Source organism: Pseudomonas akapageensis, assembly GCF_011355085.1.
Classification (GTDB): Bacteria; Pseudomonadota; Gammaproteobacteria; order Pseudomonadales; family Pseudomonadaceae; genus Aquipseudomonas; species Aquipseudomonas akapageensis.
In genome coordinates this window covers 79,458-102,873 of record NZ_VXCP01000057.1, presented here as the reverse complement: position 1 = coordinate 102,873, position 23,416 = coordinate 79,458, and the positions used below count along the sequence as shown (strand labels likewise).

The window sequence follows — 23,416 nt, the reverse complement described above, 5'->3', positions numbered from 1 at the left end:
GGAGGGCTGCTCGCAAATCTGAATCCCGGAAAGCACTGAGGGGAGCCGAAGCTCCCCTCTAGGATTGTTGCATGCTCTTTTTTTTATTTTTGGGGTTTAGCCTGTTGTTGTTTTTGTCGGCCTTACCCTTCTTGGTTTTTTTAGCGACCCCCATCCGGGGTCAAGAGCAAACGTATTTTTTTGAGCGCTGATCTACCTTCATCATTGCTGATCCAACCGACACCGTAGCTACCTTGGGGTAGTTTTATTGTTCTCTGTCCGGTCGCGGGGCACGCCCCTGGAAAGCACATCCTCTCCAAAAAAATCAGTTAGCTGCGTCTCTGCCGTGTTTGTTCTTGTTATGTCAGAGTCGGTACGTCTTATTTTTATTGGGGTTGCTGCAGTTTTTATTGTTGTTGTGCCAGAGATATAGCAGGTCCCGTGCCAACTTTTACAAACCCTTATAAATCAAACACTTAAAAAATTAGCTCGACGACGCACTCGAAAAATCCGGGTCAATCTGTTCCCGTGTTACCCATTGTTTCCACCATTGTGGGGGGCGTGTTACGCCAAAGTGTGGGTCAGGGTGCATGACACCAAACTCGCCGGCCTGGAAATCCTTGATGGCCTGCTGGATTTCCTCCTCCTTGTTCATCACGAACGGACCATAGCCAACGATCGGCTCATCGATCGGCTGGCCGCTGAGCAGCAGCAACTTGGCATCGCTGTTGGCGTCGAGCAGCACATAGGTCCCCTCCTCGCCGAACAAAGCCACCTGGGCATCGCGCAGAATATCGCTACCGTTGACTTGCACGGTGCCGCTGAGAACGACCACGGCGCAGGTAAAGCCGGGCCGGGTCTGCAACTTGAAGGACTTGCCCGCATTCAGGCGGATATCCCAGACATCCATGGCCGTGAACGTCAGCGCCGGGCCTTGCTTGCCGGCGTATTCGCCCGCGATCACCCGCACCTGGCCTGCGTTGTCGGGCAACTCCACCCGGGCGATGTCCCGGTCGAGCAGTGTCTGGTAGCGCGGTGGCGCCATTTTGTCTGCCGCAGGCAGGTTGACCCACAGCTGAGCCATTTCCAGCGTTCCACCGGTGCGACTGAATTCGGGGGAGTGGTACTCTTCATGCAGGATTCCTGAAGCGGCCGTCATCCATTGCACGTCGCCCGGGCCGATCTGCCCGCCGGCACCGGTCGAGTCCCGGTGCTCCACCCCGCCTTCATAGACGATGGTGACCGTTTCAAAGCCCCGATGAGGGTGCTGGCCGACGCCACGGCGGTGGCTCGATGCCGGAAAATCTGCAGGCCCTGCGTAATCGAGCAACAGGAACGGGCTGATATGCCGCCCCAGCGTGCTGTAGCTGAACAGCGACCGGACCGGAAAGCCATCGCCGACCCAGTGGCGGCTCGGCGCGCTGTAGATACCCTGGATTTTTTTCATCTAGCCTCTCCTGCGAAACGAGTCAGAGGTCTACCTTAGGGCCTGGACTTGGGCCGCGGTAGTGGCTGGAGTAAGCTGCAGAGTCTCATTGGTGGAACGATTCACGAAGACAACCATGATTGACCTCAACGAGCTGTATCTCTACGCCAAGGTGGTCGAACACGGTGGTTTCGCCCCCGCCGGGCGCGCGCTCAACCTGCCGAAATCGACCTTGAGCCGTCGCATAGGCCAGTTGGAATCCCGCCTGGGCGTACGATTGATCCAGCGCTCGACCCGGCAGTTCCAGGTCACCGACATCGGCCAGGACTATTACCGGCACTGCGTGGCGATGATGGCCGAAGCCGAGTCGGCCGAGGATGTGATCGAGCAGAACCGCTCCGAACCCCGGGGCGTGATACGTCTGAGTTGCACCACGCCGCTATTGAGCTTCTGGGTGGCGCCCGTGCTGGGTGAGTACATGGCCCAGTGCCCTGGCATCGAACTTCATGTAAAGAGCCATAATCGCCGGGTCGATCTGATCAGCGAAGGCTTCGATATTTCCCTGAGCCTGTGCTTCCCACCGCTCGAAGACAGTGACCTGGTCATGAAGCTGCTGGCCAGAAGCCCCCAGGTGCTGGTGGCGAGCAATCCCCTGCTCGAGCGCTTCGTGCGACCGGCCCTGCCTGCCGATCTTTCGGTGCTGCCGAGCCTGCATTGGGGCTGCCCGCAAGCGCATTATGCCTGGCAACTCAATGGCCCTGATGGTGCAACCGCCACGGTCACCCATCGGCCACAGCTGGTCAGCGATGACATGAACATTCTCAAGAATGCCGCGCTGGCAGGCGTTGGCGCAGCCAGCCTGCCCCTGCGCGTGGTCCAGGATGAGATCGCGGCCGGGCAGCTTGTCGAGCTGACGCCACAATGGCGGCCTGTCGAAGGCGTCATCACCGCAGTATTTCCGTCGCGCCGAGGGCTGCTGCCATCGGTTCGTTCACTGATCGATTTCCTTGGCAATGCCTTCGCATAAACCCACAGACCGTAGCCAAACCATGATCGACCTGCATTACTGGACCACCCCCAACGGTCACAAGATCACCCTGTTCCTTGAAGAGGCCGGCCTGCCCTATCGGGTCATCCCGGTGAACATCGGCAAGGGTGAACAGTTCGAACCCGACTTCCTCAAGATCGCCCCCAACAACCGCATTCCCGCCATCCTTGATCATGCCCCGGCCGATGGCGGCGAGCCGTTGTCGGTGTTCGAGTCCGGTGCCATCCTGCTTTATCTGGCCGACAAGACCGGCAAGTTCATCCCGCAAGACCTGCGCGGACGCAACGAAACCCTGCAATGGCTGTTCTGGCAGATGGGCGGCCTGGGGCCGATGGCCGGGCAGAACCACCACTTCGTGCAGTACGCACCGGAGCTGATCCCGTACGCCATGGATCGCTACGTCAAGGAAACCGCCCGGCTCTATGGCGTCTTGAACAAGCACCTGGCTGACGGGCGCGACTACATCAGCGGTGATTACTCCATCGCCGACATGGCCAGCTACCCCTGGATAGTGCCCCATGAACGCCAGCAACAGGACCTGAAGGACTTCCCGCACCTGGCCAAATGGTTCGAACGCATCGCCAACCGCCCTGCTACCGGGCGTGCCTATGCGTTGGCCGATGCGATCAACACTGCGCCGGTAGTGGATGACGAAAGCCGGAAAATGTTGTTTGGGCAGGATGCTTCGACTGTTCGATAAACGCTGGAGATTCTGCGTCGCTTGTCAGGGCCTCATCGCTGGCAAGTCGAGACGTCGCACCGCAGCTCCCACAGGGTATAGCGGCGCACATAAATTCTCTGTGGGAGCGGGCTTGCCCGCGATGCAGACAACGCGGTGTGTCCGGAGCACCGCGAGCGAGCAATGCATCTCAAAACTCGATCACCTGCCGCACCGCACTACCATCGTGCAACCGGTCGAAGCCTTCATTGATCTCATCCAGCGTCAGCCGGCCGCTAAGCAAGCGGTTCACCGGCAGGCGCCCGTCCCGATACAACTCGATAAACCGAGGAATATCGCGCAATGGAACACAGGTACCTATATAGCTACCCTTGAGCGTGCGCTCCTCGCCCACCAGTTGCACCACATTGACCGGCAAGGCCGCGCCGGGTGGTGGCAGGCCTGCGGTCACGGTAGTGCCTCCGCGTCGGGTCATCTGCATGGCGTTTTCCAGGGCTCGAACCGACCCGGCCATTTCGAACACGTAGTCAGCGCCGCCACCGGTCAACGCGCGGACCTGCTCCACCGCATCGGCGTCACCACCATTGACCACCGCCGTTGCCCCCACTTCCATCGCCAGGACCAATTTCTGCGTCGACAAGTCGACCGCAATGATCTTGCTCGCCCCCGCCGCCCGAGCGCCCAGTACCGAGGCCAGGCCCACACCACCGAGCCCGATCACCACCGCCGTGGCGCCGGTACGCAATTGCGCGGTATTGACCACTGCCCCCACGCCCGTCAACACCGCACAGCCAAACAGCGCCGCTTCGACAAATGGCAGATCGCGATCGATCCTGACCAGGGAATTGCGCGACACCACGGCGTATTCGGCGAAGGCTGAGACGCCCAGATGGTGATGCACCTGCGCTCCGGCATGACTCAAGCGCATCGAGCCACCGAGCAAGGTCCCGGCACTGTTGGCCCTGGCGCCCGGTTCGCAGAGCGCCGGCCGGCCCTCGGCGCACGGCAGGCAATGACCGCAACTGGGCATGAAGATCATCACCACATGATCGCCCACCTGCAGATCGCTGACACCGGCCCCCAACGCCTCGACAACACCCGCCGCCTCATGGCCCAGCGCCATGGGCATGGGCCGTGGCCGGTCGCCATTGATCACCGACAAGTCCGAATGACACAGCCCCGCCGCGCGAATCCGCACCAAGACCTCCCCGGGGCCGGGTGGTGCAAGCTCCAGTGTCTCGATCGCAATTGGCTTGCTGACGGCATAGGGTGGCGCGGCATTCATGTGACGGACAACGGCGGCTCTGACTTGCATCTTCCTGACTCCGGCGGCTCGAGGTGGTGATGGGTAGTGCGTCCCATGCTGCACGAACGGTCGGAGCAAATGTGCGAAATTGCCGGTCATTTCCGAGCTGAATGAATGCTCATCGGGCACCCCATGTGATCAGGCTCCAGGCTTCTCCACTTTGGGGGCTTTGGTCTTCCTGTTCTGCAATTGTTCAATGTGTCTCGCTTGCTGTGCGTTGTTGAGCTCAAGGGTGACCAGTGCCAGCTGCAAGGCCTGTGCTTGCTCCTTCAACGTGTCACGCGCGCCTAGACTCTGGTCAAGCGTGCGCTTGAGTTCATGCAGTTCATTGGCTTGCTCCCGGGACCGGTTTTCCAGGTCGATGAGTTCGTTACGCGCCACCCGCGCTTCGACCAGCACCCGTTCATTATCCCGGTTCAAGCGCGTCAGCTCGTCCTGCTTGACAATCAAGGTCTGCTGCAGTTGCCGCACTTCGACCTGAACCTGTTGCAACTGACCTTCATGTCGGCGCTGTTCCTGCTCGCGCTGTTCCTTGACGGCGTTGCGGTAGTGCTCCAGCGCGTCGCGGGCGTGGGCGTGTTTGTCTTCCAGCGAGGCGATCTGCTGGTCCTTTTCCTTCAGGCGTAGCTGCAGGTCTTCGCTGGCCTGGCTCAACCTGGCGTTGCGGGTCTGCTCGGCTTGCAGTGTGCTGCGGCAGACACTCAACTCGGCCGATTCGGTTTCCAGCGCCGCTTTTTGCACGTCGAACGCCTGCTGCAATGCTTTGAGGGCCTGTTCACTGGCGGCCAATTGCGCCTGCCATTCGAGCTTTTGCGCCTCATGCAGCGCCTGCGCCTGGTCGATGGGTGCCTGTGCTTCTTCTTTCAGACGCGCTGCCAATTGGCCAACCAGCACAGCCAACTCTTCGCTGAGCGCCAATTGGACTGCGCCGCTGCGCACATCGCCGTCATCGAGCTCCTTGAGATAGCGGTGGATGGTGGTTTTCGAGCCGGTATTGCCCAGCTCGACCCGTATGGCATCGATGCTCGGGTTCTCGCCACGGGCCAGCAGCGCCTGCCGCGCCTTCTGCACCACTGCCTTGTTTATGCCGCCTCGGGCCATAGGTCGCTCCGACGATTACGTAATGTGGTACATACTATGTATTTACATACTATACACGAAACAGATCTAGCGCTCCGCAAAACATATTCTCTGATAAAATAATTGAGCGTTATCGCATGTTAAAGGTGAAAATCACCCACAGAGAAACGCAAACAGTACGTTTGGAGGCGGTAGCAGTGAGCAAGGTCGATCGATACCTGGAAGCCGGTACGCGGGAGAACACCCGGCGCAGCTATCGAGCCGCGGTGGAGCACTTCGAAGTGAGCTGGGGTGGCTTTCTGCCAGCAACTGCCGAGAGCATTGCCCGCTACCTGGCCGACCACGCCGAACACCACTCGATCAATACGCTCAAGCAACGGCTGGCGGCATTGGCGCAATGGCACATCAGCCAGGGGTTCCCCGATCCGACCAAGGCGCCCATGGTGCGGCAATTGCTCAAGGGCATCCGCACACTGCACCCCGCGCAGGAAAAACAGGCGGCGCCCTTGCTGTTACAGCATCTGGAGAAAACCATCCGTCATCTTGAGCAGCAGGCAGGCCAGGCCAGCGCCACCCAGGATCTGCCGGGGTTGCTGCGCGCTCGGCGTGATGCCGCGCTGCTATTGATCGGGTTCTGGCGTGGATTTCGCGGGGATGAGTTGTCGCGCTTGCAGGTCGACCATATCCAGGCCGAGCGCGCCGTGGGCATGACCCTGTACCTGCCCCACAGCAAGGGCGATCGCCAGCACATCGGCACAAACTATCGCGCCCCTGCCCTGAAGATGCTTTGCCCGGTGCAGGCGTATCTGGACTGGATCAGCGTGGCCGCGATTGCCCACGGCGCCGTATTTCGCAAGATCGATCGCTGGGGCAATCTGGCCGATGCCGGCTTGAACAGCAACAGCATGATCGCGTTGCTGCGCCGCATCTTCGAAGACGCCGGCGTGCCCGCCGAGCTCTATACCAGCCACTCGTTGCGCCGCGGCTTCGCCACCTGGGCCACCGCCAACGGCTGGGATATCAAGGCGCTGATGGCCTACGTCGGCTGGAAGGATGTGAAATCGGCGATGCGCTATATCGACCCGGCGATTTCCTTTGGTGGGCTGGCAGCCAGCGCCACCTCAGAGGTATTCTCAGGGCCCGCCAGCCAGCGACTGAGGTAGCAAGGCTCGTGTCTGGATCAGAGAAAATCAGGACGAACGAGTTATTGCAGCAAGGGTGTAACGAAGAATCCGTTCACACCTCAATAGGTACCTATCGCACACTGCGGTGATTGGGCTGCGCTAGCCGCACCCGAGGCAAAATCTGATGAGATGATAAGTTGATCAGCACAAAGTATTCATGCGTAGGCTGTGGCAAGTGTTGTCACGATCACCACGTCCCCCTGACGTTGAACGAATCACGGCGGTGGGCGGAGGATGGTGGAACCGTTGTCGTGTTGGTCGAAGCATTTCTGGAGAACGGCTTCGGCGTACCTGAGCTGCAATTGGAGCACGCACGCCGGCGATCCACCCTGGTCCCCACCGGCACTACACGGGCATGGCTGGCTGTAACCTTCGCAGCCTACAACGCAGGGCCGTGTCGAAACTTGAGCGCAGACAACAAATGCGCAATCTATGAGCGTCGTCCCCTGGTATGTCGCATCTATCCAATGGAAATAAACCCACACATTCCACTGCGGCCTGAACTCAAGGACTGCCCGCCCGAGTCATGGACACAAGGCCCCCAGCTGATTGCCGGAGGTCGTTTGGCCGATTCGGAACTTGCGGCAATAATTGAACAGTCCCGACAGGCAGATAGAGACGACATCCGGGCTAAAGCGGCAATTTGCGCACGCCTGGGAATCAGTACAACTGCCTTCAAGGGGGACGGATTCGCGACCTACCTTCCGGATAGGGTCGCCTTCCTATCGGCAGCAAAAGAAGTCGCTGAGCAATCGGTGCCAGCTGATAACGACCAGGAATGGACATTTCAGCTGGCAGATGAAAGCCTTGCGCTCCCCCTTCAGGGCCAGGGAGTAGCGATCGGGCGCTCAGGCAGTGAGCACTGCAACTTTGTTCCCTTGCAGCGCGCCCCCGAATAGAAGTCAGCCCTGATCACCTCCGCCCACCGGCATCGTCATGCCGGTAATATAGGACGCCTCATCCGAGGCCAGGAACAGAATCGCACCGACCTGTTCGTCGATGGTGCCGTAGCGTTTCATCAAGGTACTGTCGACGGTCTGGTCGACGATCTGCTGGTACCAGACTTTTTCCTGCTCGCTCTGCTCGGCACTGTTGCGGGGAATCCGGCGCGGTGGTGCTTCGGTGCCGCCCGGGGCGGTGGCGTTGACGCGTACGCCACGGCCGGCGGTTTCGAAGGCCAGGCAGGCGGTCAGCGCATTCACGCCGCCCTTGGCCGCGCCGTATGGCACACGGTTGATGCTGCGCGTGGCGATCGAGGAGACGTTGACGATCGCGCCGCTGCCCTGCTCCAGCATGTAGGGCAAGGCGGCATGGCAGCACCAAAGGGTCGGGAACAGCGAGCGGCGCACTTCAGCTTCGATTTCTTGCGCCTGGTAATGCTCGAACGGCTTGGCCCAGATGGTGCCGCCAACGTTGTTGACCAGGACATCCAGGCGACCGAAGCGCTCGATGGCAGCAGCCATCACGCGACTGCATTCGGCGTATTGCTCAAGGTCTGCTGTCAGGGTCAATACCTGGGTGACGGCGCCGAGCTGCTCCTGGAGCTCGTAGACCAGGTCCGAGCGGTCGACCAGGATCAGGCAGGCGCCTTCGGCGGCCATGCGCTCGGCCACACGCCGGCCGATGCCTTGGGCGGCACCGGTGACCAGGGCGATTTTTTGGTGGAAGCGTGGAGAACTCATAGTGACCTCACTGTATTCATGACTCGTTCCCACGCTCCGCGTGGGAATGCCGTGAGAGGCGCTCCGCGCCGGGACGCTGGAGCGTCCAGAGAGGCATTCCCACGCGGAGCGTGGGAACGAGGGTGGAGGGTGTGGGGGATTACGCCGCGCTGGCAGCGAATTTCTCGTAATAGAAATTGGTCGGCGTAATTCCCTGCTCACGGATGTACCCACTCACCGCCTCGACCATCGGTGGCGGACCGCACAGGTACACATCCACATCGCCATCGTTCAGGTGCACCGGCTCGATATGCTGGGTCACATAGCCCTTGCGCGGGTACTGGCTGTCGGGGTTGGCGACGCAGGCGCTGTAGGTGAAGTTGGGAATGCTGGCAGCCAAGGCTTCCAGGCGGTCCATTTCCACCAGGTCGAAGTCGTTGGTCACGCCGTAGATCAGGTGCAGAGGATGCTCACTGCCCTGCTCGGCGATTTTCTCGAGCATGGCGGTGAATGGCGCCAGCCCCGTACCACCGGCCAGCAACAGCAGCGGCCGGCGGATTTCGCGCAGGTAGAAACTGCCCAGGGGGCCTGCCAGGGTCATGCTGTCGCCGGCCTTGGCCAGGCCGGTCAGGAAGCTGCTCATCAGGCCGCCCGGCACATTGCGGATCAGGAAGCTGACTTCACCGTCGCGCTGTAGCGAACTGAAAGAATAAGCACGGGTCTGTTCGCTGCCCGGTACTTGCAGGTTGACGTACTGCCCCGGCAGGAATGCCAGTTTGCTCAGGGACTCGCCCTTGATCTTCAAGGCAATGGTGCTGTCGGACAACTGCTCGACGGCGGTGATGGCACCGCTGAAGCTGGCTTGCTGGGTACGGCAGACGTCAGAGGACGCCGGCACACGCACCACGCAGTCGCTTTGCGCACGCATCTGGCAGGTCAGCACATAGCCCTGTTCGGCTTCTTCGGCGCTGAGGGCGTCTTCGATGTATTCCTCGCCCAGGTCGTATTTGCCCGACTCGGCGAAGCACTTGCAGGTGCCGCAAGCGCCATCGCGGCAGTCCAGCGGGATGTTGATACCCTGGCGGTAGGCAGCGTCGGCTACGGTTTCGGTAGCGTTGCCGTCGATGAAGCGGGTCACCCCGTCTTCAAAGTTGAGCGCGATCTTGTAGGTCATGATGGCGGCCTCAGATATGGTAGACGTCGATCACCTGGCGAACGTAGTCGTTCTTCAGGATGACTTTCTTGGCTTTGATCAGCGGCTGTTCGCCACGAATGTCCAGGGTGTAGAAACTGCTACCGAAGTAGCTGTCGACGGTCTTGTAGCGAAAACTCAGGGTGTGCCAGTTGAAGCGCACCTTGCACAGGCCATCGCCCTGTTCGAGCACTTCGATGTTGCTGATGTTGTGCGAGGTCCGGGTGTCGGGGACGCTGGCACTGGAGCGCTCGGTCTTGATGCGGAAGATGCGGTCTTCCAGACCTGTGCGGTTGCCGTACCAGATCAGCGAGATTTCGGTCTGCGGGTCTTCGGTCAACTCGTCGTTGTCGTCCCAGGACGGCATCCAGAAGGTGGCGTCGGCGGCGTACAGCTCCAGCCAGTTGTCCCAGTCCTTGTCGTCCAGGTAGCGCGCTTCGCGGTACAGGAAGTCGCGCACTGCGTCATGGGAAATGCTCATTGCGCGGCCTCCACTGGGATCAGCCTGGCTTGCTCTTCGGCCAGGGCCTTGAGCATGGTTTCCTGCCAGTACTTGTGCTGCAGCACGAACAGGCCTTCGTCTTCGGTGCGTACGCCACTGAGCAGTGGCTTGAGGTCGATTTCCTCGGCCGCCGCATCGGCACCTTCGATCCAGTGCTCGGCGCCGCGGGACATGTCGTTCCAGGTGGTGGTGCTGCCCTGGTAGCCCATCTGGCAGGAGCGGAACTCTTCCAGGTCATCGGGCGTGGCCATGCCACTGACGTTGAAGAAGTCTTCGTACTGGCGAATCCGCAACGAACGCGCTTCGCGGCTCTCGCCCTTGGGTGCGATGCAGTAGATGGTGATTTCGGTGCGATTGACGGAAATCGGACGGGCGATGCGAATCTGCGAGCTGAACTGGTCCATCAGGTAGACGTTGGGGTACAGGCACAGGTTGCGCGAATTTTCGATCATCCAGTCGGCGCGCGCCTTGCCGAAATCCTGCGCCAGTTCGTCGCGGCGCTCGTACAGCGGGCGATCTTCCGGGTTGGCCCAGCGGGTCCAGAGCAGCATGTGGCCCTTGTCGAAGGAGTAGAAGCCACCGCCCTGCTTGGCCCAGCTGCCAGCGCTCATGGTCGGGTTTTCATCGCCGGCTTCACGCTGCTTGCGCTGGTTCTGGGTGGCGGCGTAGTTCCAGTGCACGGAGCTGACGTGGTAGCCATCGGCGCCGTTCTCGGCGGTCAGCTTCCAGTTGCCTTCGTAGATGTAGCTGGAGGAACCGCGCAGCACTTCCAGGCCATCGGGAGACTGGTCGACGATCATGTCGATGATCTTGGCCGACTCGCCCAGGTGTTCGATCAGGGGCGCGACATCGGCCTTGAGGCTGCCGAACAGGAAGCCGCGATAGGATTCGAAGCGGGCGACTTTGGTCAGGTCGTGGGAGCCTTCGCAGTTGAAACTCGACGGGTAACCTGCCGCTGCCGGGTCCTTGACCTTGAGCAGCTTGCCGGAGTTGTTGAACGTCCAGCCGTGGAACGGGCAGGTATAGGACGACTTGTTGCCGGTCTTGTGACGGCACAGCATGGCGCCACGGTGACTGCAGGCATTGATGAAGGCGTTGAGCTCACCGTCCTTGTTGCGGGCAATGAAAATCGATTGCCGGCCCATGGTGGTGGTGTAGAAGTCGTTCTTGTTGGGAATCTGGCTCTCGTGGGCGAGATACAGCCAGTTACCTTCGAAGATGTGTTGCATTTCGAGGTCGAACAGACGCGGATCGGTGAACATCTCCCGCTTGCAACGGTAGATACCCTTGTCTTTGTCGTCCTCTAGCAGTGAGTGAAGATATTCGGGTTGCAGGGTCATGGCCACCGCCTCCATTGTTATTGTTCAGGCACGACTCATGCTAGAACTGGGAGGTGTTGGCCAATATCCACTTAATGCAGATCACTATCCGTTTTGTGCAGCGTCCGTTTTGTGCAAAGCCACGTAAACGCCGCCCGCGCGATCAGCGCCGGCGCTTGAGGGTGTCGGAAGGCAATTCGCCGAACTGGTTGCGGTAGTTTTCGGAAAAACGGCCCAGATGCAGGAAGCCGTAATCCATCGCCAGCTCCGTGACATTGCGCACGTTGCAGCTGGGGTCGCTGAGGCAGGCATTGATGCGTTCGAGCTTTTTCTGGCGGATATAGCTCTTGGGCGTGGTTTGAGCGTTGCGCTCGAACACGCCATAGAGCGAACGCAGGCTCACATTGGCCTGGCGTGCCAGCTCTTCGATGCAGATGTCCTGTTTGAGGTTGCGTTCGATGTAGTCGGCAATGGCCTCGAACGTCACTGCGGGCGAACCCGGGCTGTCGCGGCGCACGTCGGTTTTCATCAGGCTGAGCATCTTGCTCGCCACGATCTGCGCATAGTGCTCCTGCACCCGGATCATGGGGTCGCTGGCCTCGGCCTCCTGGCAGATCATGCCCAGCAGGTTGACGAAGCCTTCGAGGTCGTTCAACCGGTAGCGATTTTCCAGAAAACGCACGCTCGCTCCCGGGTGCAGCCAGCGCTGCTCGGCGCAGACCGATTCGATCAGGCTGGTGGGCATTTTCAGGATGAATTTTTCGCAATCGTCGGAATAGGTCAGGTCGACCGGATCGTCCGGGTTGATCAGCAGCAACTCGCCCGGGGCGAAGTAGTGCTCCTGGCCATGCCCGCGCCACAGGCAATTGCCCTGCAACAGCACTTGCAGGTGATAGATGGTTTCCAGGGCCGTCGAGGTGACCCGTACGCTGCCACCGTAGCTGATGCGGCACAGGTCCAGGTCGGCGAACTTGCGGTGGTTGAGGCTGGCTTGCGGGCTGCCGTGCCTGGGCAGGCGAATGCAATGACCGCCCACATGCTGATTGACGTAGCCGGACACCGCATAGGGGTCGGCATGGTCAAACACCACGCTGCGGTCACTGAGCAGGCGCGCATCCATCGGCATATCACTCACATTTATTGTTATCGGATTACAGCCATTCTATCGGAGTCCGGATAAAGCGAAAGGCCGCGAGATCAGTGGTCTCGCAGCCTTGCTTACAGCGCTCGCCGATCAGTCTTCCAGCGCGCGGACCCGCTCGCGACGCTGCTGCTCCTTGGGCTCAGCCGTGGACTGCAGGGTGAAATCGAAGACGATTTCGGCAAAGCGCCCTTCCACGCCGTGGGCAGCGGCACGCTGCTGGTCGTCGAAGAAGTCGATCTGCGCGATCAGCTCGTCACGGGTGGCGTAGGCGAAGTCATCGTGCAGGTACTTTTCACCCGACAGGTTGATCTGGGTGGTCAGGTGACGGTGATCCGGCGCCGAGATGAAGAAGTGAATGTGCGCCGGACGCTGGCCGTGACGGCCCAGTTGGTCGAGCAGCTGCTGGGTCGGACCATCCGGTGGGCAGCCGTAGCCCGACGGCACGATGCTGCGGAAACGGTAGCGGCCTTCGGCATCGGTGACGATGCGGCGACGCAGGTTGAATTCCGACTGGGTGCCGTCGAAGTACGAGTAGGTACCACCGGTGTTGGCCTGCCAGACGTCGACCACTGCGCCTGCCAGTGGCTGGCCGTCAGTGTTGAAGACCTGGCCCTGCATGAACAGTGGAACGCCCGGGTCGGTGCCGTCGTCCAGGCGCGCTTCGTAGTTCGACAGCGGTGCGCCGGCGACGTACAGCGGTCCTTCGATGGTGCGTGGGGTGCCGCCGGTCTGGCCGGCCTGCTCGTCTTCCGCGTCCATCAACAGGTCCAGGTAGTGCTCCAGGCCCAGGCCTGCTACCACCAGGCCGGCTTCCTGACGGGCGCCCAGCTCGTTGAGGTAGTTGACCGCTTTCCAGAACTCTTCCGGGGTGACGTTGAGGTCTTCGATGATGTTTACGGTATCGCGCAGGATACGGTAGATCAGGGCCTTGGCGCGTGGGCTGCCGGCGTCGTTGTGCAGGCCGCTGGCTTCTTCAAGGAACTTCTGTACTTCGGCAGTGTGGGAAATTTTTACATTCATGATTACATCCTCATCTTGTATTTATTAGTAGCAGCTACAGACGATTCGCTCAGCGATCGTCCTCGTGAATCGAGGACGGATGCCGGCACAGTGCATTCACTTCGATGGCCATGTAGGGGTAAAGCGGCAGCTGCATCAACGTGTCGTGCAGTTCCTGCACGCTATCGACGTCGAATACGCTGTAGTTGGCGTACAGGCCGGCGATGCGCCACAGGTGGCGCCACTTGCCCTCGGCTTGCAGGCGCTGCGCCAGGGCCTTCTCGTCGGCCTTGAGCCGGGCGGCACGCTCCGGATCCATGTCGACTGGCAGGTTCACAGTCATTTTTACGTGAAACAGCATGATGCTCTCCTCAAGCCTGATGGATGGCGGTGGTTGCCTTGTCGCGGCGGAAGAACGCCAGGCGCTCTTCGTCGAGGCTCAGGCCAAGCCCGGGCGCCTGCGACACGTGCAGTTCGAAATCACGGTAGACCGGCTTCTCGTTGATGACGTCTTCAGTCAGCAACAAGGGGCCGAACAATTCGGTGTCCCAGCTCAGTTTGTTCAGGGTCAGGCAGGCGTGGGCCGTGGCCAGGGTGCCGATACCGCCTTCGAGCATGGTGCCGCCGTACAGGGCGATACCCGCCGCTTCGGCGATGGCCGCCGTGCGCAGGATGGCCCGTGGCCCGCCGTTCTTGGCGATCTTCAGGGCAAACACCGAGGCTGCGCCTTCACGCGCCACGTTGAAGGCATCCTCAACGCATTCGATGGATTCGTCGGCCATGATCGGCACCGGGCTGATGGCGTTCAGGCGAGCCATGCCCATGCGGTTGTTGCGCGAGATCGGCTGCTCGATCAGGTCGATGCCATTGTCGCCCAGGACCCGGCACGCGCGCAGCGCCACCGCTTCATCCCAGGCCTGGTTGACGTCCACGCGCACACTGGCACGATCGCCCAGGGCTTTCTTGATCGCGATGACGTGAGCCAAATCGCGGTTGACCTCGCCGGCACCGATCTTCAGCTTGAAGATGCGGTGGCGACGGATGTCGAGCATGTGTTCGGCTTCGGCGATGTCCTTGGCGGTGTCGCCGCTGGCCAGGGTCCAGGCCACCGGCAAGGCATCGCGCACGCGGCCGCCGAGCAATTCGCTGACCGGCAGGCCGAGGCGCTTGCCCAGGGCATCGAGCAGTGCGGTCTCGATACCGGACTTGGCGAAGGTATTGCCCTTGATGCTGCGCTCCAGGCGCAACATGGCGGCGTTGATGTTGTTACTGTCCTGACCGATCAGCAAAGGGGTGAAATGCTGGTCGATGTTGGTCTTGATGCTGTCGGGGCTTTCGCCGCCATAGCTCAGGCCACCGATAGTGGTCGATTCGCCGATCCCTTCGATGCCGTCGGCACAGCGCAGGCGGATGATCACCAGGGTCTGGTTCTGCATGGTGTGCATCGCCAGCTTGTGCGGGCGGATGGTCGGCAGATCGACGATGATCGTCTCGATGGATTCAATGGCAGAAGGAAGCATGACGATACCCACTAGGTTCTTGAAGTTCTGAGGGCGATTCTCGTACGGCTTTTTGTGGGGATCCAATATAGAATTGGTCTGGAGTGATACCTTTAAGGTATTTAACGTACACCTCGTTCCCACGCTCTGCGTGGGAATGCCTCCGGCCCCGACGCTGGAGCGTCTTGCCACTGCATTCCCACGCGGAGCGTGGGAACGAGAAGGAATACTCCCCATGGAACTCCGCCACCTACGCTACTACCAGGTCCTGGGCGAAACCCTGAACTTTACCCGCGCCGCCGAACGCCTGCACATCGCCCAGCCCCCCCTGAGCCGGCAGATCCAGCAGCTGGAAGACGAACTCGGCGTCACCCTGCTCGAACGCGGTCGCCCCCTGCGTCTGACCGAAGCCGGGCGCTTCTTCTATGAGCACTCCAGCGCCCTGCTGGAACAACTGGCCAAGGTCTGCGACAACACCCGGCGCATTGGCCTGGGCGAGAAAACCTGGCTGGGCATCGGCTTTGCGCCTTCGACCCTCTATGGCGTGCTCCCCGACCTGATCCGCCGCCTGCGTAGCGGCGATGAAATCGAGCTTGAGCTGGGCCTGTCGGAAATGACCACCCTGCAGCAGGTACAGGCACTCAAAGCCGGGCGCATCGATATCGGCTTCGGCCGAATCCGCATCGACGATCCGGCCATCGAACAACGGGTACTGACCGAAGACCGCCTGGTGGCCGCCCTCCCCACCGGCCATCCATTGCTGGCAGGCCCGGTCAGCCTCAAGGATTTGGCCAGCGAGCCCTTCGTGCTCTACCCCGGCAACCCGCGGCCCAGTTATGCCGACCATGTGATCGCGTTGTTCGACGCCCACGGCCTGAGCATCAAGGTCGCCCAATGGACCAACGAACTGCAGACAGCCATCGGCCTGGTGGCCGCCGGAATCGGCGTGACCCTGGTACCGGCGTCCGTGCAGGTGCTGCACCGCGCCGACATCGGCTATACCCCGTTGCTCGATGCCAACGCCACCTCGCCGATCATTCTCAGCCGACGCATCGGCGATATGTCGCCGGGGCTGACTCATTGCCTGCGAATCATGGAGGGGTTGCTCCCGTAACCGTTCGTCATTGTTTATGGAGTATTAATAAACTTTATCCGGTGATTCGATTCCCATGTTCTGTGAGGAACAGATCCTCGCGCTTTCATTTGAACAGAGGAAAGCATCATGGATAAGCCAGGCAAGTCGACTCCTGCAAAAGATAAAGCCACCGACGCCGGAAAAAAAGGCGGACAAGCCTCCGGAAGCACCGGTGCAGGCAAAATGCCAGATGATCGCAGCAAAAGCAGCGATGCCCAAAAAAGAGGTGGCCAGACTCCACAGGGTGGCGGCCGCAAATAGTCGAAGTTGACCCCGGGCCGGACACGAGCCAAGCTTGTGTACCGGCCTTTTTTGCGACGGGGACTTTGGCAGTGACTCAACACATCGTGCACTTTCATTGCCAGATCGATCAGAGCACCCACGAGCGCTTTCGCGATCAGTGCCTCGAAGCCATCGACGCGGGCGCCACCTCGCTGTGGCTGAACCTCTCGACCACGGGCGGCAGCACCAACTTCGGCTTCACCACCTACACCTTTCTCAAGTCGCTGCCGGTGCCCCTGGTGGCTATCAATGCCGGCAATATCGAGTCCATGGGGATCGTGGTCTACCTGGCGGCCACCGTACGCATCGCCACGCCTCATTCACGCTTTCTGATCCACCCGATGAACTGGTACTTCAGCCAGAACTCGGTGGAGCATTCCCGGCTGCGCGAGTACTTCTTCAGCCTCAACAACGACCTGCAACGCTATGCCGAGATATTCCAGGACGAAATCGAGGAGCCGCAAGAGCAGCTCGATATCTTCAAGTGCCTCTCGGCAGAAGAAAAAGTGATTACCGCCAAGGATTCACTGATCTATGGCCTGGCCCACAAGATGGAGCAGGTCACCTTTCCCGAAGGCGCGGTGCACTGGAAGGTCAGCGCTCAATAGTCATAGCGATCCACCGCCCGCCGCCGCTCGTTGTCATCGCGCATGTCGTAGTTGGCGGTGGTCTGGATATTGGTGTGATGGGCCAGTTTCTGCGCGATCGACAGGTCGTGTTCTTCGATGACACGGGTGATGAACGAGCGACGGAAATCGTGGGGCATGATTTTCACGCCGACCTGGTGCCCGCGCTGGCGAGCAATGTAGTAGATCGCATGCTTGGTGATGCGCTCGCGGGTGATGTGGCTGCCACGGCGGATCCGGTTGAACAGGAAGGCGTCGTCGACCTGCCCCTCGGGCAACTGCTCGCGGCGAAACGCCAGCCAGGCATTGAGCTTGTCGAAGGCCCAGGGTGGCGCGTACTTGATCAACTGCTTGTTGCCCTTGCCCACTACCTGAAGGCTGCGCTCGGTAAAGTCCACCTGGGCCAGCTCCAGGTTGACCGACTCGGACTTGCGCATCCCCGAACCATAGAGAATCGCGATCACCGCGGCATCACGCAGGCCCTGCGGGCGCGGGTCGGCAGCGCACACGTCCATCAGGTCGCGGATCAGGCTGCGCTTGAGGTTACGACCAGTGCCCAGCCGCGTCCCTTGCGCCGGCTTGACCGAGCGCATTTTCAGCAGATGGTCCTGGTCGATCAGGCTCAAGCGCCAGGCTTCGTTCATGACCCCGCGCACCGCATTGACATACAAGGACGAGGTGTTGGGCGCATAACCGTCTTCACGCAATGCCGCCACCAGCGAGGTGACATGGCCCGGCTGCAGCAGATGCCATGGCACTTCGCGGATATCGACATCTTCGAAACCCAGGCGATCGGCAGCGTCCTGCAGCACGTACTTCAAGGTCAATTGGCTGGAAGGCATCAACCGCGCGAGGTACTGGACCAGTGGGTTTTGCACGTCGGGCAGTGGGGCTGCATGGGGTAAATCTGACAAACCTGAATCCTGTTTGGGATGAAAATTGCGGGTACCTGCGACCGCTTCGCGCTCGCAATTCACTGATTCATAAGAACATTAAATTGCACGTATCTTAACAGCCCCAACAGGATCGTCGTGAGGATCCGATCAACTGCACCTGATTCAGTCAGAAGAAAAGCTCCTGGGCCAGCCCCTTGTCGATCTGACTGCGATAAACCTGAATCACCGACCGGTTGTCACGCAACGGGGTTGTCTGGCCACCGTCAAACCGTTGCTCCACGGTTTTCAGATGCGCTGCGGTGAATTGGCTGGCCGGCGCATCGAGACTGGCATAGTGAAAGTGCGCATACCACAACGGATTTCCGCTCTTGTCCTGGATCACGTACTCCTGCAGATAATCCTGAGGCCTGCCTTTCCTGCGGGCGGTGGCCTTGCGCTCCCCGACCCTGGCGATTTGCGCCTCACCCTGCTGCTTCAGATAAGCCACCCGGCTGGCAGTCGGTGGACGCGCCTTGATGATTTCAATACGCAGGCGTCGGCCTTCACTCCTCATCAGATCGGCCTTGTCGCTCAGGGCCTTGGCCTGAAGCGCGGCATCACCCTGCCCCAGCGCCCGATCAGTGTCATTGGTGAGGGTCAGCGTCTGCTCGATCTGTTGCACCAGATCGTCCAATGGCTCGGCCTGGCGGGCAAGGATTTCTTCCATCTCGATGGGAATATTCGCGGTGCGCGCCTGGCGCTGGGCTCGCTCCACCTGGCGATCGGCTTCGCTGAGCAACGGTGCTGCGCGTGACAGCAGCGTCGCGAGGCTGGCCCCGGAGGTAGCGGTCCGGGCGCCGGACGGGCCCTGGACCTGGTCCCAGATCTGCTCGTCGGGCTTCTTTTCGAAACTGGCCAGCTCCGTTCCGTCGATCGGATCTATCACCACCACCGCATCCTGGGCCGTTCCGGCTGTTCTCTGCCGTGTTCGACCCAGCACCACGCCGCGATTACGCGTCTTGATCACGCGTTGTGCGCGGCTGACCGAGGGAGCGGGCTCAGGCGCTTGCTGCGGCAACGCTCGAAGCAGGTCCGCGAGTTCGGCCTGAGCGGTGTCATGCACGGTCGTGACGACCTCGCGGAAACGTTCGAGTAGCCTGGCCCCCTCCCGTCCCTTGACCTGGGACTTGTAGTTCTCCAGTGTTTCCTGGGTCGCCGCATACTTGCTGACGCAGCTGTCGAGGATCTCCACGCGTTCCTGATCGCTGAACACCGCCTCGCCGTCCAGTTCGGCCTGCATATGCAGGCCCAGGGCCGAGGGTTCGACAATGCCGCGCACCAGCACTGCCCCCCTGTCCTCGACGTAATCGACCAGCAACGCGCCCAACTGATGGATCTGAATGGCCTGCCAGGATTTCAGCGAAGGCTCATCGTGCAAGTCGGTTTCAATCGAGGCCAGGTAGGTGACGCCCAGGGGCGAACTTTGCAACTCCTGCTTGAGCGCGAGTATCGACTCATAGACAGCGATCATTTCTTCGACAGGCTTGATGCCCTGTTCAATCGCGGCCCTCAGTTGACGGTATTCGACAGAGTCCGGGGCATTGACCAGTTGACGAAGGCGACTGACCCCTTCGGGAGCGCTGATCGCCAGCATCCGCTTCTTGTGGTCCAGGTATTCAAAACGCATGACCTTGATCAATTGGCATTGGGTACTTGCGCGCTCCTCCAGGTATTGAACATGGAATTTCCTGTAGCTGGTCTGGGCCTTGAGCTGGTTCAGGGCCCGGTATTGTTCCTGGGCCTGGGTCAGGCCTGTGTAGTGCGTCCTCAGCTCATTGGCGCATGCTTGCAGCTCTTCGAGTGTGACCCTGTCGATTTTTTCCGACAGCTGCAACAGATCCCGCAGGAGCTTCTCACCCAGTCGATTGCGCTCCGGCGCGTAGTCTGCCAGTGCTGTTTCCAGCGCCTCGATACGCTCCCGGTTCGCATCGCGCAACGCTTGGATACGACGCTGCAACGGCATGCCACCCCGCAGCTTGAGCGTCAGGTCCAGTTGCCAGCTGCCGGAGGCGCCACGCACGATCCAGGGGCCAGGTTCCTGGGGGCGGTCGATATCCAGGATCCGCGCCTGATCTTCATTGAGCAAGACACGGTAGACCGCGTCATCGACCACCGCCCACCACTGTTGCTCATGCAGGTAGAGCCCTTGCCACTGCCCGTGGGGCACAGGTTGGCCCAGGGTGGCCACAGCTTTTTCGACCTTGTAGCGCGCCAGCAGGCTGCGTTGCGCTGGCGTCAGCCGCTGCAGGGGATTGGCCCACGCGAAATCGAGGGCGTCCAGCGCCTGCCCAATGGGCGATGTTGTCGGCTTGTCCAAAACTTGCGTGGTCACCCTGGCAGACTCGCTCTCAGGGTGCGGCCTGGCCGGCAAAGGCTTGACCTGCAACTTGCTGGCCTTGGCAGTGGAGACAAAAATGATCAGCACCAGGTTGAAGATGATACCGAGCAGATCACTCACACTATCCCGCTGCTCCCCCTGTCCCTGCTTGAGCTCGCTTTGCAACGCCTCGAAAATCTGCAGCATCCAGCCCGCGGTAGCCACCACGCCATTGAACAGGGGCAGCCAGCAATTGAGCATTAGCCAGCCCAGCTCCGTGTAGCCGATCCAGCGGCTTTCGCTATTGGAAACCGACTGGGCCCTGGCCCGCTCGATCAGTTCCCGTGCACTTGCCCGATAAATGGCGTGCGCAGGATCACCAGGCACGATGGTATCGCCCAGCCTCACCGGGGCGGGAATCTCGATCGGGGAAAAATCCAGGCCCAGGCCGAAACGAACGATATGGGGCTGCAGAAAACCGCCCCGGTCATACACCGCGCGCACTTGCTCATCGAGCCGACCGAGCACATCAGTTTGCAACTCCCCGGCTTCACTGATTTCCTCGAACAGTGCCTGGCGCGAGGTGAATTCCAGCAGCGATTGCCGGTGTAGCGGTCGATAAAGCATGCAAGGACCTGTGGTCGTATCCTGCGGTTCGATCAGAAACGCATTGAGTGCGACATCCGCCGGGGCACCGGGCTTGCGAATGAACGCCAGTGGTCTGAAAACCACGACATGGCCATTGACCTGTCTTTGCCCGGGCTCCCGAAGCGCCGCTGCAACCAGCCCTACCCCGGCGTCGGTAAAGCCTGCAAGATCCTGGAGACGCTGCTCCTGGGCCAGCAGCGGCAACTGCAGGCGCAGTTGCCGGACAAACAACGCTTCCCGGGCCTTGCTCTGTTCCGGGTCCTCGAGCAGAAGCTGGCTGAGCATATCGGGGTAGGTCTGTCCGATATCGAGCCGGGTGATCAAGGATTTCACATAGTCAAACGTCAACCAGTCGGGCAACGACTGCCCACTGATCCGGCTCAGGGTGACGCTCCCGGCATGCAGTGCAGTCAGGTTCTCGAGGGCCAGTTGCGGCAGGGTGAAAACCACATCTTCGATCTCTCCCTGAGGTACGAAGGTGCCACCGGTGGCCACGGCGGCAGATGTGACCTTGTGATTGACGATACGAATTTCGGCAACATCGAAAGGTTGCCATTGGGGGTGATCGGCCAGCATGGCAGCCTGCAATTTTTGCGAGGCATGGTCCAGGATCGGCAAGATGCCATCCAGGAATGACGCGCCGTTATCCTGGGACTTTGCAATGGCCAGATTGAGCAAGCCATCAGCGTACGCCCAGCTATCTGCAGCACTGGCGTCACGCAGCCAGCGCGGTAGAACGGCGTGCAGGTCGATGAGTTTCTGCCGCTCGGCTACCGAAAAGATATTGAACATCGACGTCGCTTCATCAATGGCGGCAATCAGATAGATCGGCGCGTTGGCCGACACTGCGGTAGCCGCGACCACATCGATCAGTCGTAACTGTTGCGCCAGCACCAGGCGCGCTTGTGCTTCGAACACCGAACCCGATGGCTGATACAGGTTCAACGCGAAGACCGGGCCGGACTCCCCTAGGGACCAGTTCTGTGACAGCACCTGGGCGAGTGCGAGGCGCGAATCGATGCGGCACACACCGCCGGCCAGGGTGAAAACCAGCCGAACATCGCGTTGCGGTTCCGGCAGATGCCGCTCGATGACCAGAGCACTGGCCAGCTCAGGGTCAAGCTGCTGATCGACAAGGACATCCAGGTTCAACAAAAACACCTGTGTCTCGGCCAGATTGCCCTGCGTGCGATCTGTCCAGTCGGGATGCAAGGCGACGAGTTTCGCGGTCGCCGCCTCCCGCGTATCGAGCAAGTCTGCTTCACGCTCCAGTTCCACCGCCGAATGCAACTGACTGCGCAAGTGACCGGCCAACCATTGCCAGCGGCTTTCATCCTGGCGTGGCTCGGCAATCCAGAAGCGGGTCAGCTGTTGCTTGTACTCGTCGATCAGAAAGGGGCCACATTCGTTTAACAAGCGCTCCAACGCATGCAGGTCAACTGCCTCTGCCCGGGGATGTTCGGCACCTGGCTCGAGCGTAAGGAAATCCTGGCCCGGGGTGAGGTTGATGGTCGAACCCTGGCAGTAGCGCTCGACCAGCACCAGCTCCAGAGCACTGAGACCATACCCCTGGCCGGACGGCAGGCGCCGCATGAGCGTCAATGCCACCGGGTCCAGATGATCGGCGATCCGGCGTGCTTGCCATTGATCGACGATCATCCACTGTGCAACTGACAACAATGTTGGGTGTTCGGCGAATTGCTCGCTCAGCTTTCCACGCAGGGAGGCACCGAGGGCGAGCTGGCCGAAGGGGGATATCGATGTGTGCATTACAGGTCTTCCGGTGACGGGTAAAAACCACATCAGAAACCGGAGCCATCTGTGCCTGGCAGTACTCTTGTATTACCCGCGGAAGTCTTGACTACGCTGGACGATTTTTCACCGATGGCATAAGTCATTGAAACCATCGCAGAAAACTGGCACTTCCGTACTCGTGTGCTAGTTTTCTCAAGGACGTGTTTCCTTTGACCTGCAAGGTCATACATAACAGCCTTACACAGGAGTCGGGTATGTCCACTGGCCAAGGTTTGCCTTTCCTACAAGCGCTGGCGCTCTGCGCTGCCCTTCTAACACTGGGCGGTTGTGCGAGCATCAATGCGCAAAGCACCGAATATGTCGGTGTTGCCCACTTCGCCCCGACCCTGCCCGAGACTGTGCAGGTCCTGCGCACCGAACCCACCCGCGCCCATATCCGCCTGGGCGAAGTGGTCCTGGACAGCAGCGTCGAACCGCCACCGCCGGTCACCGAAATCGAACAGAAATTGCGTACGGAAGCCGCGGCCATGGGTGGCGATGCCGTGGTGGTGGTCTATGACCAGATCCAGCCGGTGGCTGCCTATGTCAGTGGTCCGTTGTGGGACCGGGATATCCAGACCATCCAGGGCCGCAAACTGAAAGGAATCGTCATCCACTACCAGTGATGACAGCACGGATGATGGTTTTGCAGCACGCAAGG

20 protein-coding genes and 1 pseudogene are annotated in these 23,416 nt (G+C 60.5%); 8 read left to right on the top strand and 13 right to left on the bottom strand.

Translation table 11 applies throughout. From position 1 onward, the window contains the following. Positions 1 to 568: 568 nt before the first annotated feature. Positions 569 to 1,426, bottom strand: a pseudogene (locus F2S13_RS27765) (pirin family protein); the annotation flags it as partial. 115 nt (positions 1,427 to 1,541) lie between these two features. On the opposite strand from F2S13_RS27765, the gene F2S13_RS27760 reads away from it, so the two are divergent. Both F2S13_RS27760 and F2S13_RS27755 read left to right on the top strand, forming a co-directional pair. Next, the gene (locus tag F2S13_RS27760) at positions 1,542 to 2,432 is read left to right on the top strand and encodes a LysR substrate-binding domain-containing protein (RefSeq protein WP_166366986.1); all 891 of its coding nucleotides are present in this window, start codon (positions 1,542 to 1,544) and stop codon (positions 2,430 to 2,432) included. Positions 2,433 to 2,454: 22 nt separating this feature from the next. Beyond that, positions 2,455 to 3,153, top strand: coding sequence for a glutathione binding-like protein (locus F2S13_RS27755; RefSeq protein WP_166366984.1), 699 nt, complete (start codon positions 2,455 to 2,457; stop codon positions 3,151 to 3,153). A gap of 169 nt (positions 3,154 to 3,322) precedes the next feature. On the opposite strand, the gene F2S13_RS27750 is transcribed toward F2S13_RS27755, so the two are convergent. Both F2S13_RS27750 and F2S13_RS27745 read right to left on the bottom strand, forming a co-directional pair. Beyond that, positions 3,323 to 4,447, bottom strand: coding sequence for a zinc-dependent alcohol dehydrogenase family protein (locus F2S13_RS27750; RefSeq protein ID WP_166366982.1), 1,125 nt, complete (start codon positions 4,445 to 4,447; stop codon positions 3,323 to 3,325). Between the two features lie 129 nt (positions 4,448 to 4,576). Continuing rightward, a complete protein-coding gene (locus F2S13_RS27745) occupies positions 4,577 to 5,539 on the bottom strand; it encodes a DNA-binding protein (protein ID WP_166366980.1) in 963 nt (320 codons plus the stop codon). Positions 5,540 to 5,715: 176 nt separating this feature from the next. Between F2S13_RS27745 and F2S13_RS27740 the strand changes: the two genes are divergently transcribed. Then, positions 5,716 to 6,681, top strand: coding sequence for a tyrosine-type recombinase/integrase (locus F2S13_RS27740; protein ID WP_166366978.1), 966 nt, complete (start codon positions 5,716 to 5,718; stop codon positions 6,679 to 6,681). A 161-nt stretch (positions 6,682 to 6,842) separates the two neighbouring features. Then, entirely contained in the window at positions 6,843 to 7,601 is a 759-nt protein-coding gene (locus F2S13_RS27735; protein ID WP_166366997.1) for a YkgJ family cysteine cluster protein, read from the top strand. Between the two features lie 3 nt (positions 7,602 to 7,604). Here the strand turns inward: F2S13_RS27735 and F2S13_RS27730 are convergent, their stop codons facing one another. From F2S13_RS27730 to F2S13_RS27695, 8 genes are all read right to left on the bottom strand, one after another. After that, positions 7,605 to 8,384 carry a 1,6-dihydroxycyclohexa-2,4-diene-1-carboxylate dehydrogenase gene (locus F2S13_RS27730; RefSeq protein WP_166366976.1) on the bottom strand — a complete coding sequence of 260 codons (780 nt, stop codon included), beginning with the start codon at positions 8,382 to 8,384 and terminating at the stop codon, positions 7,605 to 7,607. Positions 8,385 to 8,523: 139 nt separating this feature from the next. Beyond that, the gene (gene benC, locus F2S13_RS27725) at positions 8,524 to 9,537 is read right to left on the bottom strand and encodes a benzoate 1,2-dioxygenase electron transfer component BenC (protein ID WP_166366974.1); all 1,014 of its coding nucleotides are present in this window, start codon (positions 9,535 to 9,537) and stop codon (positions 8,524 to 8,526) included. A gap of 10 nt (positions 9,538 to 9,547) precedes the next feature. Further along, positions 9,548 to 10,036: a benzoate 1,2-dioxygenase small subunit gene (gene benB, locus F2S13_RS27720; protein WP_166366972.1), complete on the bottom strand. Its 489-nt coding sequence runs from the start codon at positions 10,034 to 10,036 to the stop codon at positions 9,548 to 9,550. Continuing rightward, positions 10,033 to 11,397: a benzoate 1,2-dioxygenase large subunit gene (gene benA, locus F2S13_RS27715; protein ID WP_166366970.1), complete on the bottom strand. Its 1,365-nt coding sequence runs from the start codon at positions 11,395 to 11,397 to the stop codon at positions 10,033 to 10,035. The genes benB and benA overlap by 4 nt, the downstream gene beginning before the upstream one ends. Before the next feature lie 142 nt (positions 11,398 to 11,539). Then, positions 11,540 to 12,496 carry an AraC family transcriptional regulator gene (locus F2S13_RS27710; RefSeq protein WP_166366996.1) on the bottom strand — a complete coding sequence of 319 codons (957 nt, stop codon included), beginning with the start codon at positions 12,494 to 12,496 and terminating at the stop codon, positions 11,540 to 11,542. Positions 12,497 to 12,610: 114 nt separating this feature from the next. Further along, the gene (gene catA, locus F2S13_RS27705; protein WP_166366968.1) at positions 12,611 to 13,540 is read right to left on the bottom strand and encodes a catechol 1,2-dioxygenase; all 930 of its coding nucleotides are present in this window, start codon (positions 13,538 to 13,540) and stop codon (positions 12,611 to 12,613) included. Positions 13,541 to 13,589: 49 nt separating this feature from the next. Then, positions 13,590 to 13,880 carry a muconolactone Delta-isomerase gene (gene catC, locus F2S13_RS27700; RefSeq protein WP_166366966.1) on the bottom strand — a complete coding sequence of 97 codons (291 nt, stop codon included), beginning with the start codon at positions 13,878 to 13,880 and terminating at the stop codon, positions 13,590 to 13,592. 10 nt (positions 13,881 to 13,890) lie between these two features. Continuing rightward, positions 13,891 to 15,039 carry a muconate cycloisomerase family protein gene (locus F2S13_RS27695; RefSeq protein ID WP_166366964.1) on the bottom strand — a complete coding sequence of 383 codons (1,149 nt, stop codon included), beginning with the start codon at positions 15,037 to 15,039 and terminating at the stop codon, positions 13,891 to 13,893. A 214-nt stretch (positions 15,040 to 15,253) separates the two neighbouring features. On the opposite strand from F2S13_RS27695, the gene F2S13_RS27690 reads away from it, so the two are divergent. From F2S13_RS27690 to F2S13_RS27680, 3 genes are all read left to right on the top strand, one after another. Further along, positions 15,254 to 16,132, top strand: coding sequence for a LysR family transcriptional regulator (locus F2S13_RS27690; protein ID WP_166366962.1), 879 nt, complete (start codon positions 15,254 to 15,256; stop codon positions 16,130 to 16,132). A gap of 108 nt (positions 16,133 to 16,240) precedes the next feature. Beyond that, complete coding sequence (locus F2S13_RS27685; RefSeq protein ID WP_166366960.1) at positions 16,241 to 16,414, top strand: KGG domain-containing protein; 174 nt, start codon at positions 16,241 to 16,243, stop codon at positions 16,412 to 16,414. Between the two features lie 71 nt (positions 16,415 to 16,485). Beyond that, positions 16,486 to 17,043, top strand: coding sequence for an ATP-dependent Clp protease proteolytic subunit (locus F2S13_RS27680; RefSeq protein ID WP_166366958.1), 558 nt, complete (start codon positions 16,486 to 16,488; stop codon positions 17,041 to 17,043). On the opposite strand, the gene F2S13_RS27675 is transcribed toward F2S13_RS27680, so the two are convergent. Both F2S13_RS27675 and F2S13_RS27670 read right to left on the bottom strand, forming a co-directional pair. After that, positions 17,037 to 17,903: a site-specific integrase gene (locus tag F2S13_RS27675; protein ID WP_246238026.1), complete on the bottom strand. Its 867-nt coding sequence runs from the start codon at positions 17,901 to 17,903 to the stop codon at positions 17,037 to 17,039. The genes F2S13_RS27680 and F2S13_RS27675 overlap by 7 nt on opposite strands. 220 nt (positions 17,904 to 18,123) lie before the next feature. Beyond that, positions 18,124 to 22,731 carry a dermonecrotic toxin domain-containing protein gene (locus F2S13_RS27670; protein ID WP_166366956.1) on the bottom strand — a complete coding sequence of 1,536 codons (4,608 nt, stop codon included), beginning with the start codon at positions 22,729 to 22,731 and terminating at the stop codon, positions 18,124 to 18,126. Positions 22,732 to 22,970: 239 nt separating this feature from the next. Here F2S13_RS27670 and F2S13_RS27665 point away from each other — a divergent pair, with 239 nt between their 5' ends. After that, the gene (locus F2S13_RS27665; protein WP_166366954.1) at positions 22,971 to 23,381 is read left to right on the top strand and encodes a hypothetical protein; all 411 of its coding nucleotides are present in this window, start codon (positions 22,971 to 22,973) and stop codon (positions 23,379 to 23,381) included. The last annotated feature ends 35 nt before the right edge of the window (positions 23,382 to 23,416 follow it).

Coding starts and splice junctions, on each gene's coding strand:
- F2S13_RS27760 (WP_166366986.1), top strand. CDS start 1,542: ATGATTGACCTCAACGAGCTGTATCTCTACGCCAAGGTGGTCGAACAC.
- F2S13_RS27755 (WP_166366984.1), top strand. CDS start 2,455: ATGATCGACCTGCATTACTGGACCACCCCCAACGGTCACAAGATCACC.
- F2S13_RS27750 (WP_166366982.1), bottom strand. CDS start 4,447: ATGCAAGTCAGAGCCGCCGTTGTCCGTCACATGAATGCCGCGCCACCC.
- F2S13_RS27745 (WP_166366980.1), bottom strand. CDS start 5,539: ATGGCCCGAGGCGGCATAAACAAGGCAGTGGTGCAGAAGGCGCGGCAG.
- F2S13_RS27730 (WP_166366976.1), bottom strand. CDS start 8,384: ATGAGTTCTCCACGCTTCCACCAAAAAATCGCCCTGGTCACCGGTGCC.
- benC (WP_166366974.1), bottom strand. CDS start 9,537: ATGACCTACAAGATCGCGCTCAACTTTGAAGACGGGGTGACCCGCTTC.
- benB (WP_166366972.1), bottom strand. CDS start 10,036: ATGAGCATTTCCCATGACGCAGTGCGCGACTTCCTGTACCGCGAAGCG.
- benA (WP_166366970.1), bottom strand. CDS start 11,397: ATGACCCTGCAACCCGAATATCTTCACTCACTGCTAGAGGACGACAAA.
- F2S13_RS27710 (WP_166366996.1), bottom strand. CDS start 12,496: ATGGATGCGCGCCTGCTCAGTGACCGCAGCGTGGTGTTTGACCATGCC.
- catA (WP_166366968.1), bottom strand. CDS start 13,540: ATGAATGTAAAAATTTCCCACACTGCCGAAGTACAGAAGTTCCTTGAA.
- catC (WP_166366966.1), bottom strand. CDS start 13,880: ATGCTGTTTCACGTAAAAATGACTGTGAACCTGCCAGTCGACATGGAT.
- F2S13_RS27695 (WP_166366964.1), bottom strand. CDS start 15,039: ATGCTTCCTTCTGCCATTGAATCCATCGAGACGATCATCGTCGATCTG.
- F2S13_RS27690 (WP_166366962.1), top strand. CDS start 15,254: ATGGAACTCCGCCACCTACGCTACTACCAGGTCCTGGGCGAAACCCTG.
- F2S13_RS27685 (WP_166366960.1), top strand. CDS start 16,241: ATGGATAAGCCAGGCAAGTCGACTCCTGCAAAAGATAAAGCCACCGAC.
- F2S13_RS27675 (WP_246238026.1), bottom strand. CDS start 17,903: ATGCCTTCCAGCCAATTGACCTTGAAGTACGTGCTGCAGGACGCTGCC.
- F2S13_RS27670 (WP_166366956.1), bottom strand. CDS start 22,731: ATGCACACATCGATATCCCCCTTCGGCCAGCTCGCCCTCGGTGCCTCC.
- F2S13_RS27665 (WP_166366954.1), top strand. CDS start 22,971: ATGTCCACTGGCCAAGGTTTGCCTTTCCTACAAGCGCTGGCGCTCTGC.